At 72.8% G+C, this 14,332-nt stretch carries 13 protein-coding genes; 9 read left to right on the forward strand and 4 right to left on the reverse strand.

Annotated elements, in window-relative coordinates:
• Window positions 1-40: 40 nt before the first annotated feature.
• The 8 genes from OOK34_RS22900 (at window position 41) to OOK34_RS22935 (ending at window position 7,595) form a co-directional block, all read left to right on the forward strand.
• On the forward strand, window positions 41-1,009 hold the full coding sequence (locus tag OOK34_RS22900) for a YafY family protein (RefSeq protein ID WP_267035723.1): 969 nt from the start codon (window positions 41-43) through the stop codon (window positions 1,007-1,009).
• 15 nt (window positions 1,010-1,024) lie between these two features.
• The gene (locus OOK34_RS22905; RefSeq protein ID WP_267035724.1) at window positions 1,025-1,258 is read left to right on the forward strand and encodes a hypothetical protein; all 234 of its coding nucleotides are present in this window, start codon (window positions 1,025-1,027) and stop codon (window positions 1,256-1,258) included.
• A 23-nt stretch (window positions 1,259-1,281) separates the two neighbouring features.
• On the forward strand, window positions 1,282-1,482 hold the full coding sequence (locus OOK34_RS22910) for a hypothetical protein (protein WP_267035725.1): 201 nt from the start codon (window positions 1,282-1,284) through the stop codon (window positions 1,480-1,482).
• 209 nt (window positions 1,483-1,691) lie between these two features.
• Entirely contained in the window at window positions 1,692-1,988 is a 297-nt protein-coding gene (tatA, locus tag OOK34_RS22915) for a Sec-independent protein translocase subunit TatA (RefSeq protein ID WP_267035726.1), read from the forward strand.
• 54 nt (window positions 1,989-2,042) lie between these two features.
• Window positions 2,043-3,011 carry a twin-arginine translocase subunit TatC gene (gene tatC / locus OOK34_RS22920; RefSeq protein WP_267035727.1) on the forward strand — a complete coding sequence of 323 codons (969 nt, stop codon included), beginning with the start codon at window positions 2,043-2,045 and terminating at the stop codon, window positions 3,009-3,011.
• 17 nt (window positions 3,012-3,028) lie between these two features.
• Window positions 3,029-3,916, forward strand: coding sequence for a diacylglycerol kinase (locus OOK34_RS22925; RefSeq protein WP_267035728.1), 888 nt, complete (start codon window positions 3,029-3,031; stop codon window positions 3,914-3,916).
• 46 nt (window positions 3,917-3,962) lie between these two features.
• A complete protein-coding gene (locus tag OOK34_RS22930; RefSeq protein WP_267035729.1) occupies window positions 3,963-6,800 on the forward strand; it encodes an RNA helicase in 2,838 nt (945 codons plus the stop codon).
• Between the two features lie 90 nt (window positions 6,801-6,890).
• Window positions 6,891-7,595, forward strand: a complete 705-nt coding sequence (locus OOK34_RS22935; RefSeq protein WP_267035730.1) for a TetR/AcrR family transcriptional regulator — start codon at window positions 6,891-6,893, stop codon at window positions 7,593-7,595.
• On the opposite strand, the gene OOK34_RS22940 is transcribed toward OOK34_RS22935, so the two are convergent.
• From OOK34_RS22940 to OOK34_RS22955, 4 genes are all read right to left on the reverse strand, one after another.
• Window positions 7,531-8,508 carry a pseudouridine synthase gene (locus OOK34_RS22940; protein ID WP_267035731.1) on the reverse strand — a complete coding sequence of 326 codons (978 nt, stop codon included), beginning with the start codon at window positions 8,506-8,508 and terminating at the stop codon, window positions 7,531-7,533. The two genes, OOK34_RS22935 and OOK34_RS22940, sit on opposite strands and share 65 nt — an antisense overlap.
• 18 nt (window positions 8,509-8,526) lie before the next feature.
• Window positions 8,527-10,083: a serine hydrolase gene (locus OOK34_RS22945; RefSeq protein ID WP_267035732.1), complete on the reverse strand. Its 1,557-nt coding sequence runs from the start codon at window positions 10,081-10,083 to the stop codon at window positions 8,527-8,529.
• A gap of 296 nt (window positions 10,084-10,379) precedes the next feature.
• Entirely contained in the window at window positions 10,380-11,225 is an 846-nt protein-coding gene (locus OOK34_RS22950) for a siderophore-interacting protein (RefSeq protein ID WP_267035733.1), read from the reverse strand.
• A gap of 49 nt (window positions 11,226-11,274) precedes the next feature.
• A complete protein-coding gene (locus OOK34_RS22955; protein WP_267036878.1) occupies window positions 11,275-12,180 on the reverse strand; it encodes a 5'-3' exonuclease in 906 nt (301 codons plus the stop codon).
• 211 nt (window positions 12,181-12,391) lie between these two features.
• On the opposite strand from OOK34_RS22955, the gene OOK34_RS22960 reads away from it, so the two are divergent.
• Window positions 12,392-14,299: a galactose oxidase early set domain-containing protein gene (locus OOK34_RS22960; RefSeq protein ID WP_267035734.1), complete on the forward strand. Its 1,908-nt coding sequence runs from the start codon at window positions 12,392-12,394 to the stop codon at window positions 14,297-14,299.
• The last annotated feature ends 33 nt before the right edge of the window (window positions 14,300-14,332 follow it).

The following is a 14,332-nucleotide window of genomic DNA, read 5'->3' on the forward strand; positions in this document are numbered from 1 at the left end:
GAACAACAACAGCAACGCCCTGAGGGGGAGACGTAGCAGCATGGCCGCCAACGCCATCGACCAGACCCGCCGGATGCTGTCCCTGGTGACCTACCTGCGGGAGCGCCCCGGCGCCCACGTAGCGGACGTAGCCCGGGCCTTCGGGATCACCGAGGACGAGCTGATCTCGGACCTCGACGTGCTGCCCATGTGCGGGACGAGCTTCCGCGGCGGGGACCTGCTCGACATCGACACCGACGGGGACCGCATCTGGTGGCACAACGCCGACGCCTCGGGGGAGTCCACCGCCGAGCCGCTGCGGCTGGCAGCCGACGAGGCCACCGCGCTGCTGGTCGCCGCCCGCGCCGTGGCGACCCTGCCGGGGCTGCGCGAGAGCGACCGGGACGCGCTCCTGCGGGCCACCGCCAAGCTGGAGGCCGCCGCGGGCGAGGTCGCCGGGGCCAGCTCCCGGCTGTCGGTGACCTTCGAGTCCGAGGGCGGGGTGTTCGCGGACGTCGACCGGGCCATCGCCGAACGGCGTCGGCTGTGGCTGCGCTACTACTCGCCCGCGCGCGACGAGCTGACCGAGCGCACCGTCGACCCGATCCGGCTCTTCGCGGTCGGGCACACGTACATGGAGGGGTGGTGCCACCTCTCGGAGGCCCGGCGCACCTTCCGGCTCGACCGGGTCGCCGAGATCCGGCTGCTCGACGAGCGGGCCGAGCCGCCGGCGATCGAGCCCCGGGACCTGTCCGAGGGTCTCGTGCAGCCGGCCGCCGAGGACCCGGAGGTGGTGGTCGAGGTGGGCCCCGGCGGGCGCTGGGTCGCCGAGTACTACCCGCACGACAGCGCCGAGGAGCAGCCCGACGGCGGGCTGCGGATCACGCTGCGCAGCCCCGACCCGGCCTCGCTGCGCCGCCTGGCGCTGCGGCTGGGCCGCGACGGGCGGATCGTGTCGCCGCCGGAACTGGCGGACAGCGCCCGGAAGGCGGCTGGAGAAGCACTCGCGGGGTACGGGGAACAGGTCTAGAGGGAACGGGGAGCGATGTCGCGATCACCAGGTCTTGTGCCGGTCACCTTCAAGGCCGCCTGTCCCGAGTGCCGGGCGCGTTTCGAGCTCGCGGCGGACGCGCTGCGCCTGGCGATCGGCGGCAGCCGGCGGACCACCTTCTACTCCTTCACCTGTCCCGAGTGCGCCGCGCCGGTCCGCAAACCCGCCGGTGAGCGCATCGTGGAGCTGCTGACGGGCGGGGGAGTGAGCACCCTGCGCAGCGTGTGAGGCCGGGGCGTTAGGCTCTTTCCATGCTGTGGCCGATGCTCGCGATTGCCCTGGGGTTCCTCGGGATCGCCGTCCTGTCCGTCCTGGCCCTGCGGGTGTTCCTGGAGGTGCGGCGGCTGTCCGCGCAGGTGGCGCTGGCCAGCCGCCGGATCACCGAGGCCTCGGGTGACCTGGAACGGGCCGCCTGCGACCTCGCCCGGGCCGGGCGGGCGGCCGCCCCGTAGGGGGCGCGGAGTCCGGCGGGCCCTCCCCGTGTCTGGCAACCGGGGGGCCGGGCCCGTACCGTCAGTGCCGCAGGCAATCGTGGAGACCCCCGGGGATTGCCGGGCGTTAACCCTCGGGGGTTACGATCCATAGTCAGAGCGGTACCGGATCTTTGTCCGGTATCGCCTGGCCACCACAACCAGCCGTTTCGGTGAGAAGGAAGACACACATGATCGGCAATCTGAAGCCCCTTGAGATCCTTCTGATCATCGCTGTCATCGTGCTGCTGTTCGGCGCCAAGAAGCTCCCCGAGATGGCCCGCTCGCTCGGCAAGTCGGCCCGGATCCTCAAGAGCGAGGCCAAGGCCATGAAGAAGGACGGCGAGGCGGAGGACACCACCACTGCCGCCCCGGCCGCCGACCAGGCCGCGCAGCAGCCCGTGGCCCCGCGCACCATCCAGGCCGCGCCCGGTGACGTCACCAGCGCCCGGCCGGTCAACGAGCCGAACCGCACCACCCAGGGCTGACGCGCGGCGGTCACCCGTCACGACAGTCATCTGCAACGAGACAAGGGACGTGGGTTGCTCAAGTCTGCCCGCAAGCAGGGAAAAAGAGACCAGCAGGCGAAGGACGCCGAAGGGCGCATGCCGCTCGTCGAACACCTGCGTGAGCTGAGGAACCGGCTGCTCAAGTCGGTCGTGGCGATCGTCGTGATCACCGTCGTCGCGGCCTACTTCTACCGGCCGATCATCGACTTCCTGCTGGAGCCGATGCTGTCCTCCGTCGGGTGCACCAGCGGGGCGACGCACCAGCGCAACGGTGCCCCCTGCGCCGAGATGACGACCAACGGCCTGACCGCGCCCTTCTCCATCGCGCTGAAGGTCGGCCTCTCCGCCGGCATCGTGCTCTCCGCCCCGGTCTGGCTGTACCAGCTGTGGGCCTTCGCCGCCCCCGGCCTGCACCGCAACGAGAAGAAGTACGCGCTGAGCTTCGTCGCGGTCGGCGCGCCGCTGTTCCTGGCCGGCGCGGTCCTCGCGTACAAGATCCTTCCGCAGACCGCGGAGATCCTCCTCGGCTTCACCCCCGACCACGTCAAGAACCTGCTCCCGGTCGACGACTACCTCGACCTGGTGACGCGCATGGTCGTGGTCTTCGGCCTCGCCTTCGAGCTGCCGCTGATGCTGGTGCTGCTGAACTTCACCGGGGTCCTCACCGCCAAGCGCCTGGGCAGCTGGTGGCGCGCCATGGTGCTGGGCATCACGGTCTTCTCGGCCTTCGCCACGCCCACCGGCGACCCGCTCACCATGCTGACGCTGGCCGCCCCGATCGTGGCGCTGTACTTCATCGCCCTCGGGATCTGCATCCTCAACGACCGGCGCCGCCGCCGCTCCAACCCGGACGCCGGCCTCGACGACGACGAGGCCTCGGAGCTGGACCTGACCCCGGCGACGATCGGTGCGACGGAAGCGGCGGCCCCGGCCCCCTCCGCACTGCCCGAGCAGGCCGACGGCGGACGCCGCCAGATCAACGGTTACGACGACGCCACCTGACAGGTAAGTTCCCGGGGGTGAGCGCTGAGATCACCCTCTTCGTCAATCCCACCGCGGGGCGCGGCCGGGGCGCGCACGCCGCGCAGCCGGCCGCTTCCGCGCTCCGGGCGGCCGGCTTCTGCGTACGGACCGTCGTCGGCAACGACGCCGCCGACGCGCTGGCCCGGCTGCGCACCGCCGTCCGCGAGGGCACCGGCGCGGTGATCGCGGTGGGCGGCGACGGAATGGTCTCCCTCGCCCTCCAGGCGCTGGCCGGCACCCTGGTCCCGCTCGGGGTGGTCGCGGTGGGCACCGGCAACGACTTCGCCCGGTCGCTGGGGCTGCCCGTACGCGACCCCGCGCGGGCGGGGCGGCTGGCCGCCGGGGCCCTCAAGGAGAGCCGGATCCGGGAGATCGACCTCGGCCGGGCGGGCGGCACCTGGTACGGGACCGTGCTGTGCTCCGGCTTCGACTCGCGGGTCAACGACCGGGGCAACCGGATGCGGCTGCCGCTGGGCCGCTTCAAGTACGACCTGGCCATCGCCCTCGAGCTGGCCGCCTTCAAGCCCCTCCCGTGCCGGATCACCCTCGACGACGGCCCGGTCATCGAGACGGAGGCCACGCTGGTGGCCGTCGGCAACGGCACCTCCTACGGCGGCGGGATGCGCATCTGCGCGGACGCCGTGCCCGACGACGGGCTCTTCGACGTCACCGTCGTCGGCGACTGCGGGCGCGCCACCCTCCTGAAGGTGTTCCCGCAGGTCTACAAGGGGACGCACCTGACCCACCCCAAGGTCACCGTCCACCGGGCCGCCAAGGTCACCCTCGAGGCACCGGGCCTGACCGCCTACGCGGACGGGGAGCCCCTGGGCCCGCTCCCGGTGACGGCCGAGTGCGTTCCCGGGGCGGTCCGGCTGCTCACTTAAATGATCGCGACTGTTGTCAGAGGCGGCGGGTAGGCTCGAGAGCAAGATGACCGAAGAACTCTCACCCGCCGAGCGGTACGCCGCTGCCCGGATCCGCGCCGCCGAAGAGGCCTCCGCCCTGGCCCCCTTCCGCGAGATGTACGAATTCGACCTGGACCCGTACCAGGTCGAGGCCTGCAAGGCCCTGGAGGCCGGCAAGGGCGTCCTGGTGGCCGCCCCGACGGGCTCGGGCAAGACCATCGTGGGCGAGTTCGCCGTGCACCTCGCCCTCCAGCAGGGCCGCAAGTGCTTCTACACGACGCCCATCAAGGCCCTGTCGAACCAGAAGTACGCCGACCTGGTCAAGCGCTACGGCGCCGCCAAGGTGGGCCTGCTGACCGGCGACAACAGTGTCAACGGCGACGCCCCCGTGGTCGTGATGACCACCGAGGTGCTCCGCAACATGCTCTACGCGGGCTCGCAGGCGCTCGGCGGCCTCGGATACGTGGTGATGGACGAGGTGCACTACCTCTCCGACCGCTTCCGCGGCGCCGTCTGGGAGGAAGTGATCATCCACCTCCCCGAGTCGGTGACCCTCGTCTCGCTGTCCGCGACCGTCTCCAACGCCGAGGAGTTCGGCGACTGGCTCGACACCGTCCGCGGCGACACCGAGGTGATCGTCTCCGAGGAGCGGCCCGTACCGCTGTGGCAGCACGTGATGGCCGGCCGGCGGATCTACGACCTCTTCGAGGAGGAGTCCGACCACGGAGGCCGCGGCTCCGCCCGCCGCGAGGTCAACCCCGACCTGCTGCGCATGGCCCGCGAGGAGAACAGCCGCAGCTACAACCCCAAGGACCGGCGGCGCGGCAAGATGGTCCGCGAGGCCGACCGCGAGCGCGAGCGCCGCTCCCGCAACCGGATCTGGACCCCCGGCCGCCCCGAGGTGATCGCGCGCCTGGACAACGACAACCTGCTGCCCGCGATCAACTTCATCTTCAGCCGGGCCGGCTGCGAGGCCGCCGTCCAGCAGTGCCTGTACGCGGGCCTGCGGCTCAATGACGACACCGCGCGCCTGAGGGTCCGCGAGATCGTCGAGGAGCGCACCGCCTCCATCCCCGCCGAGGACCTGCACGTCCTGGGCTACTACGAGTGGCTCGAAGGCCTGGAGCGGGGCATCGCCGCGCACCACGCGGGCATGCTCCCCACCTTCAAGGAGGTCGTGGAGGAGCTGTTCGTACGCGGCCTCGTGAAGGCCGTCTTCGCCACCGAGACCCTCGCGCTGGGCATCAACATGCCCGCGCGCACGGTCATCCTGGAGAAGCTCGTCAAGTGGAACGGCGAGCAGCACGCCGACATCACCCCCGGCGAGTACACCCAGCTCACCGGCCGGGCCGGGCGCCGCGGCATCGACGTCGAGGGCCACGCGGTGGTGCTGTGGCAGCGGGCCATGGACCCGGTGCAGCTCGCCGGGCTCGCCGGCACCCGCACCTATCCGCTGCGCTCCAGCTTCAAGCCCTCGTACAACATGGCCGTCAACCTGGTCAGCCAGTTCGGGCGGCACCGCTCCCGCGAACTGCTGGAGACCTCCTTCGCGCAGTTCCAGGCGGACCGCTCCGTCGTCGGGATCTCCCGGCAGGTCCAGCGCAACGAGGAGGGCCTGGAGGGCTACCAGGAGGGCATGACCTGCCACCTCGGCGACTTCGAGCAGTACGCGCAGCTGCGCCGCGACCTCAAGGACCGCGAGACCGACCTCGCCAAGCAGGGCGCGGCGCAGCGCCGGGCGCAGGCGGCCGGTTCCCTGGAGAAGCTCAAGCCGGGCGACATCATCCACGTGCCGACCGGCAAGTTCGCCGGGCTCGCGCTGGTCCTGGACCCGGGCGTGCCGGGCGGGCGGGTCAACGGGCACCGGGGGTACGAGTACACCGAGGGCCCGCGCCCGCTGGTGCTCACCGCCGAGCGGCAGGTCAAGCGGCTCGCCGCGATCGACTTCCCGGTCCCGGTCGAGGCCGTCGACCGGATGCGGATCCCCAAGACCTTCAACGCGCGCTCCCCGCAGTCCCGCAGGGACCTGGCGACGGCGCTGCGCAACAAGGCCGGCCACATCACCCCCGAGCGGCACCGGCACGGGCGGGCCGTCGCGGCCGACGACCGCGAGATCGCCCGGCTGCGCGCCGAGCTGCGGGCGCACCCCTGCCACGGCTGCGACGAGCGCGAGGACCACGCCCGCTGGGCGGAGCGCTACCACCGGCTCAAGCGGGACACGCAGCAGCTGGAGCGCCGCATCGAGGGCCGGACGAACACCATCGCCCGCACCTTCGACCGGATCCACGCGCTGCTGACCGAGCTGGACTACCTGCGCGAGGACGAGGTCACCGTGCACGGCAAGCGCCTGGCCCGGCTCTACGGCGAGCTGGACCTGCTGGCCTCGGAGTGCCTGCGCGAGGGCGTCTGGGAGGGGCTCAGCCCCGCGGAACTGGCCGCCTGCGTCTCGGCGTTGGTCTTCGAGGCCCGGCAGTCCGACGACGCGACGCCGCCCAAGGTGCCGAACGGCGCGGCGAAGACGGCGCTGGGCGAGATGGTCCGCATCTGGGGCCGGCTCGACGCGCTGGAGGAGGAGCACCGCATCAACCAGGCGGAGGGCGTGGGCCAGCGCGAGCCGGACCTCGGCTTCGCGTGGGCGGCGTACCAGTGGGCCTCCGACAAGAGCCTGGACGAGGTGCTGCGCGAGGCGGAGATGCCGGCCGGTGACTTCGTGCGCTGGTGCAAGCAGGTCATCGACGTCCTGGGGCAGATCGCCGCGGCCGCTCCGGCCTCCGCCACCGGCGGGAGCACGGTGGCGCGGAACGCGCGCAAGGCCGTCGAATCCCTGTTGCGGGGTGTAGTGGCCTACAGCTCGGTCGGCTAGGCCCTTTTGGGGCTTCCTCCGAAGCCCCTGATGGCCGGATCTCACCTCTTGCCATGATCGTTTCTTCGTGTCCTGTGCGACGATCGGCGTATGAGTGGGGGAACGGGCGAGGGTCCGAGACGGGTCGGTCGGCCGCGCGCCGATCAGCTGAGACCGGACAGCGGCCGGCCGCCGCGCGAGGAACTCCTCTGCGCGGCGGCCGAACTGTTCACGGTCCGGGGGTACGCGGCCACCACCACACGGGCGGTGGCCGAACGGGCCGGAATGCGCCAGGCCACGATGTACCACTACTTCGGCGGCAAGGAGGAACTCCTCGCCGAGCTGCTGGAGTCCACGGTCGCGCCCTCGCTGGCGCTGTCCCGCAGGCTGCTCGGCGAGAGCGGCCGGCCCGCCGCGCGCCGGCTGTGGGAACTGTGCCGCTCGGACGTGCTGCTGCTGTGCGGGGGGCCGTACAACCTGGGCGCCCTCTACCTGCTGCCCGAGCTGCGGGGGCAGCGGTTCGCGCAGTTCCGGCGGATGCGCGAGGAACTGCGCGACAGCTACCGGGTGTTGCTCGCCGGCACCCGCGTCGGCGCCGAACTGGCGGGGGACCGGGCCGCGCTGACCCTGCGCAACGACCTGGTCTTCGGCCTGATCGAGGGCGTCATGCTGATCCGCCGCTCCGATCCGGCGCGCCCGGTCGCGGCCTTCGCGGAGGCCGCCGCCGACGCCGCCCTGCGGATCGCGGGGATCACCCCGCCGGGACCGCCGGGCCCGCTTCCCATCCCGGCAGGTCCTGCCACGCCCGGAGGGTGAGTCCGGTCTCCAGGCGGTGGGCCAGTCCGGTGACCGGGTCGGTGAAGGACAGGGTCCTGGCCAGCAGCTGGAGGGGGCGCCGGTAGTCCGCCGGGTCGGCCGCCGCGGCCACCACCGGGTAGACCGGATCGCCGAGGATGGGCAGCCCCAGGCTGTTCATGTGCACCCGCAGCTGGTGGGTGCGCCCGGTGTGCGGGGTGAGCCGGTAGCGGCCCAGCCCGCCCCGGGTCCCGGTCAGCTCGACCAGGCTCTCGGCGTTGGGCTCGGCGCCGGGGACCTCGACGGCCGCCATCACCCCGCGGGTCTTCTCGATGTGGCTGCGGACCAGGCGGGGCAGCTCGACCGACGGGTCGTGGGGCGCGAGGGCCTCGTACTCCTTGCGGACCCGCCGCTCCTGGAACAGCAGCTGGTAGGCGCCGCGGTCCTCGGGGCGGATGCTGAACATGACCAGTCCGGCCGTCATCCGGTCCAGCCGGTGCGCCGGGCTCAGGGCCGGCAGGTCCAGCTCCCGGCGCAGCCGCGCCAGGGCGGTCTGGGTGACGTGGCTGCCGCGCGGGGTGGTCGCCAGGAAGTGCGGCTTGTCCACCACCAGGAGGTGCCGGTCGCGGTAGACCACGCCGATCGGGAAGGGCACGGCCGGCTCGGGCGGCATGTCCCGGTGGAACCAGAGCCAGCCGCCGGGCTCGTACGGGTCCTGCGGGCGCAGCACCCGCCCGCCCGGGCCGAGCACCCGGCCGTCCGCGAGCAGCCGGGCCATGGACTCGGAGCCGCGCGTGCCGGCGTACCGCTCGGTCAGGTAGTCGCCGAGCCGGGCCCACCTGCCCTCGGGGTCGGGGGGCAGGCGCATCCGGACCGGGTCGATACCGGCCTGCTGGGGGAGGGGCGCGGGCGGGATGTGGGATCTGCGGGTCATCGGGACCAGGGTAGGCCGCTACCGCCCGGTGAAGGTGCCCAGGTGGTTCTCGTCCAGGTATTCGACGCGGACGGTGCCGTCGGAGAAGAAGACCCCGGTGCGGCCGACGGCGTTCTCGCCGGTGGTCTCGAAGCTGAAGGTGTCGCCGTCGTAGTGCTTCAGGGGGAAGCGCAGGGGCCCCGGGCCGAGGGAGAGGACCAGGCCCTTGCCGGAGGGGTCCGCCGTGACGGTGAGGGGGCCGTAGTACGGGTTCTCGTAGGTGCCGGTGTAGACGCTGTCGTCGCGGGCGGGCTTCGCACCGGCCGGCGGGTGCGCGTAGTCGGTGCGGGAGCGGTCCTCCCCTTCCAGCCGCGCGTACAGCGCCGCGGTCAGGGCGAGCCAGTCGGTGGTCGGCTTGCCGTGCTCGGCGGTGTCGAAGAAGTCCAGGGCGACGGCGTCGGCGAGGCCGGCCGGGGCAGCGTTGGTCAGGACCACGATGCCGAGCTGCTCCAGGGGGAGCATGGTGACGTTGGAGTTGGCGCCGAGGTCGAAGGCCCCGGAGTGGCTCAGGCGCAGCCGGCCGGCGTCGTCGTAGCTGACGTTCCAGCCGAGCCCGTAGAACTGCGGGGTGCCCTGGCCGGTCTCGGCCTGCGCGACGATCTCGGGCAGGCGGGTGCGGGTGAGGGTGTCGGCGGGGATGATCCGCTTGCCGTCGAGGGTGCCGGTGTTCAGCTGGAGCCGCAGCCAGCGGGACATGTCACGGGCGGTGGAACTGGCCCCGCCGGCCGGGGCCTGGGCGTCGGCGTCGCGGACGTAGCGGGGGCTCCAGGTGCCGTCGGGGTTGCGCACGTGGCCGTACGCCCGGTCCGCCGCCTTGGCGTAGGCGGAGAACTCCGTACTGGTACGGGTCATGCCGGCGGGCTTGAAGAGGGTGTCTTCGCTGAGCTTCTGCCAGCTCACGCCGTGCTCGCGGGCGATGGCCTCGGCGGCGGCGGTGAACCCGTAGTTGGTGTACGCGTAGCTCGCGCGGAAGGGGGTGAGCGGCTCGAGGCGCAGGTGGTCCAGGATGTACGCCCGGTCGTAGCCGAGGTCCTCCAGGAGGTCCCCGGCGTGGTCGGGGAGGCCGCTGCGGTGCGAGAACAGGTCGGCGGGGGACATGTGGGAGGTGACCCAGGGGTCCTTCAGCGCGAAGCCGGGGAGGGTGGAGCCGAGGGGCTTGTCCCAGGCGTCGGGGGCGGTGAGGGTGCCGGCGACGGCCGTGGTGGCGAGGGGCTTGGAGAGGGAGGCCAGCTGGAAGACGGTGTCGGGGCCGACCTTGGCGCTCTCGCCGGTGCGGCGTATGCCGAAGCCCTTGAGGTAGACGACCTCGTCGTGGTGGACGACGGCCACGGAGAGGCCGGGTATGCCGGTGCGGCGCATGCCGTCGGTGACGGTGGTGTCGAGGCGGGCCAGGGCGGTGTCGATGGCGGCGTCGGTGAGGCGGGGTTTGGGGGGCGGGGGTGGGGAGGGTGCCGCCGTTGCCGTTGCCGTGCCCGTTGCTGTGGCGAGGAGGATCGCGGCCCCGAGCAGGCCGCCGGCTGCGCGGTGGGTACGCATGGGGTCATTGTCCCGCCGGGTGGCTCCGCCGGCTCGGTGGGCCGTTGCCCTGGCCGGGCGGGGGTGGGTGCGGCGCCGCTGCGCGGAGCTGGTCCCCGCCCCGCCCTTTCTCCGTATCCCTGGGCTCCGCCCCGGACCCCGCGCCTCAAACGCCGGCGGGGCTGGAAGACCTGGGGGCTCCGCCCCGGACCCCGCGCCTCAAACGCCGGCGGGGCTGGATTTGGCTGCGGTGGCTGGTTGGGTGCGGGGCCGTGGTCGGGGGCCGACCCCCGGACCCCGCGCCTCAAACGCCGGCCTCAGGCGGCGGCGGGGGTGGGGAGGTCTTGTTCGGCTTCGACCGTGGCGTTCCAGTCGCGCTTGATCGCGCGCCAGCCCTCGTCCGTCTCGCCGTGGCGCCAGTAGCCCGAGATCGACATGCGCTCGCGCGCGATGCCGCGGTCCAGGCGGAGGTGGCGGCGGAGTTCCTTCACGAAGCCCGCCTCGCCGTGGATGAAGGCGTGGACGTCCGTGGAGGGGAACTCCAGGGAGGTGACGGCCTCCACCAGGGCCGCGCCCACCGGGCGGTCGCCGCGGTGCAGCCAGACCGGGGAGATCCCGTCCGGGGTCGTGACGCGCTGCTCGTCGGCCGGGCCGTCGATCTCCACGAAGGCGTGCACCAGCGCGCCGCGCGGCATCCGCTCCATCGCGGCGGCGATCCCCGGCAGCGCGCTCTCGTCGCCCGCGAGCAGGTGCCAGCCGGCCAGCGGGTCGGGGGCGTAGCCGCCGCCCGGGCCGAGGAAGTGCACCGTTTCGCCGGGCGGGACGCGGGCCGCCCAGGGGCCGGCCAGGCCCTCGTCGCCGTGGACGACGAAGTCCAGGGTCAGCTCGCGCCGCGCCGGGTCCCAGGCGCGGACGGTGTACGCGCGCTGACGGGGCCAGGCCTCGCGGCGGTGCGTCGCGCGGATCGCGTCCATGTCCCAGGGTTCGGCGTACCGCACGCCCTCGGGAGCGAAGAGGAGTTTCACGTAGTGGTCCGTGTACCCGCCCGCGCCGAAGTCGGCCAGCCCGTCGCCGCCCAGTACGAGGCGGACCATGTGCGGCGTCAGTCGTTCGGTGCGTACGACGACTGCGGTGCCGACGGTGCGGGCGCGTCCTTCTGCCACGGTATCTCCCCTTGCGCTTACGAAGCTTAGGATTACCTAAGTTAGCACCTCAAGGGCGCAGCGCGCTGCTCAGGCGTGACATTGCTCCTCCCAGACCCCACCGATGGGCGAGTGCGTCCACCATCTCGGGTTGAGCGGGGGCCTTCGGAAGGGCCGGGTCGAAGGCCGGGAGCGGGACGTCGGAGGCCACCCGGACGACCTTGGGGGCCACCTCCAGGTAGGGCCGGGACTCGTCGAGCCGCTTGCGCTGGGTGGGGGTCAGCTTCGACTTGGGGTCGCCGGCCGCCGCGATGATCCCGGCCAGGTCCCCGTACGCGTCCAGCAGCTTGGCCGCGGTCTTCTCGCCGATGCCGGGCACCCCCGGCAGGCCGTCGCTCGGGTCGCCGCGCAGCAGCGCGAGGTCCGCGTACCCGGGGCCGTCCACCCCGTACTTCTCGCGCAGCCAGGCCTCGTCCGTCACCTGGAGGCTGCCCACGCCCTTGAGGGGGTAGAGGACGCGGCGCTGCCGGGCGTCGTCCACCAGCTGGTAGAGGTCCCGGTCACCGGTGACGATGTCCACCGGGCCGGTGGCGCGGGTGGTCAGGGTGCCGATCACGTCGTCCGCCTCGTACCCGGCGACCCCCACCCGGGCGATGCCGAAGGCGTCCAGCGCCGCCTCGATGATCGGCACCTGCGGGGCCAGGGTGTCCGGGGTCTCCTCCACGTCCGGGCCGGACTCCGTTTCCACCGCGACCCGGTGCGCCTTGTAGGACGGGATCAGCTCCACCCGCCAGTGCGGCCGCCAGTCGGCGTCCATGCAGGCCACCAGGTCGTCCGGGTGGTGGTCCTGTACCAGCCGCCCGATGAAGTCGAGCAGCCCGCGCACGGCGTTGACCGGCGTGCCGTCGGGGGCCTTCACGGAGTCCGGCACGCCGAAGTAGGCGCGGTAGTAGAGGGAGGCGGTGTCCAGGAGCATCAGGCGTCGTGTCGTCACGCAGACGATGATGCCGCACCGTCAGGGAGGTGCGGGGTGTCACCCGAAGCGATCGGACAGTCACTCAAACAGTTCGTCCGGCGCGCGCGTTCGCGATCCCTCGCGGAGGGTGTTGATCACCGGCCGGGCGTTCCCGTCCGTCCGGCGCCGCTCCGTCCCCGCCCCCCTGTTCCCCGTTACGTGAGGGTTCCGCATGCCCCGTCGCGGAGTCGCCCGCGCCCTCGTCGCGAGCACCGTGCTGTCGCTGTTTCCCGCCGGCCTCCTCCTGGGCCCCGGCGTGCCCGCCGCCCTCTCCCACGACGGGCCCCCCGATCCCGCCACCACCCGGCGGAGCCCGGCCGAGGTACGCGAGCGGGTCCGGCGGGAGATCTCGCCGCAGGAGGCGCGCAATCTCGGTCCCGAGCACGCCGAGGCGCACGCCCGCACCCGCCTCGCCCTGCGCGACGAGTCCGGCTACCCCGACACCACCCGCGTCGCCCGGCTCAGGTCCCTGACGCAGTCGCAGGCCAGGACGAACGCCGGCTTCCGCGCCGAGGTGTACGGCGCGTTCAAGGAGTACTTCGACTCCCCGGACTTCGCCGCCCACATCGCCCTGCTGCCCACCGGCAAGGTGCTGCTGTTCTCCTTCGAACGCATCGAGACCAACCCGCAGAAGGAGCCCGCCCCCACCAATGTCATCGGCGAACGCAACGCGGGCCGCGCCTTCCTCTGGGACCCGGCCAAGGGGACCGGCGGCGACGCCTTCAAGAAGGTCACCCCACCCGTCGTGGACATGCCCGACGGTACGCACACACCGCGCCCGGCCCCCTTCTTCTGCGCCGGCCATTCCTTCCTGCCCAACGGCATGCTCGGAGTCTTCGGCGGGAACCTCGGCGGCAACGGCGGCAGCGGGGCGAAGCTCTCGCTGGTCTTCGACCCCTGGACCGAGACCTGGAGCCGCAACCAGGACATGTCCACCGGCCGCTGGTACCCCTCGGTGGTGACCGGCGCCGACGGCCGCCAGCTGATCTTCTCCGGCCAGTCCGAGCTGGGCTGGGGCACCCCGAACCCGGTCGTGGAGCGCTTCCCCGCGCTCGGGCACCCCGTACCGCACGAGAAGACGGACCTGCCGCGGAACGCTCCGGTGGACCGGTTCACCGCTGACGCCCCCTTCACCCGCGACTACCCGCAGCTGTTCTCCCTGCGCGACGGACTGGTCTACGGGCTGGGCCGCGAGGCCGCCGAACAGTGGACCTTCGACCCCGCCGACGCCACCCGCGCCGACCTGCCCGCCCGCCCCGACGGCATCCTGCGCAGCTACGGCGGCGCCGTCCCGCTGCCCGGCGGCTTCCGCGGCCCCGAGGCGGCCCTGGTCATCGGCGGCGACCGCACCGACCCGCGCACCTTCAAGCTCTCCGGCGGCCGCTGGAGCGTGGAGAAGCCCCGCGCCTTCGGCCGTACCCAGGACAACACCCTGCTGATGCCCGACGGGACCCTGCTGACCGCGAGCGGCGCCTACGACATCCGCGACTACGGGAACGGCCTGCTCAACCCCAACGCCGACCTGAAGTACCGGCAGCTGGAGATGCGCGACACACAGGGCGGCTGGCGGCTCGGCCCGGTCCAGCGGCTGCCGCGCGGCTACCACTCCAACGCCCTGGTGCTGCCCGACGGCCGCGTCATGATCACCGGCGACGAGCTCCAGCAGATCGCCAACGACGCGGACATCCACGACGACATGAACGGCACCATCGAGATCTACGAGCCCGCCTACCTGCACCAGGGCCCCCGCCCCGCGCTCGACGGGGCGCCCTCCGCGCCGCTCGCCCCCAACGCCCGCTTCCAGGTGCGCACCAGCACCCCGGACCGGGTCCAGCGGGCCGTCCTGCTGGCCCCGACCACCGCCACCCACGCCGTCAACACCAGCCAGCGGCACGTCGAACTGCGCATCAGGCAGCGGGCGGGCGAGGTCCTCACCCTCCAGGCCCCGCCCACACAGGCGGCCGCTCCCCCCGGCCACTACATGCTCTTCCTCCTCGACGCGAAGGGCGTGCCCAGCGTCGCCCGCTGGGTCAGGTTCGACGGCGCCGCCGCCAGGCCGCCTCTTTCGGATCGCCGCTGACCACAGCCGCCGCCCCCTCTCCTCCGTCCCCCC

Origin of the sequence: Streptomyces sp. NBC_00091 (assembly GCF_026343185.1) — a bacterium.
Lineage (GTDB): Bacteria > Actinomycetota > Actinomycetes > Streptomycetales > Streptomycetaceae > Streptomyces.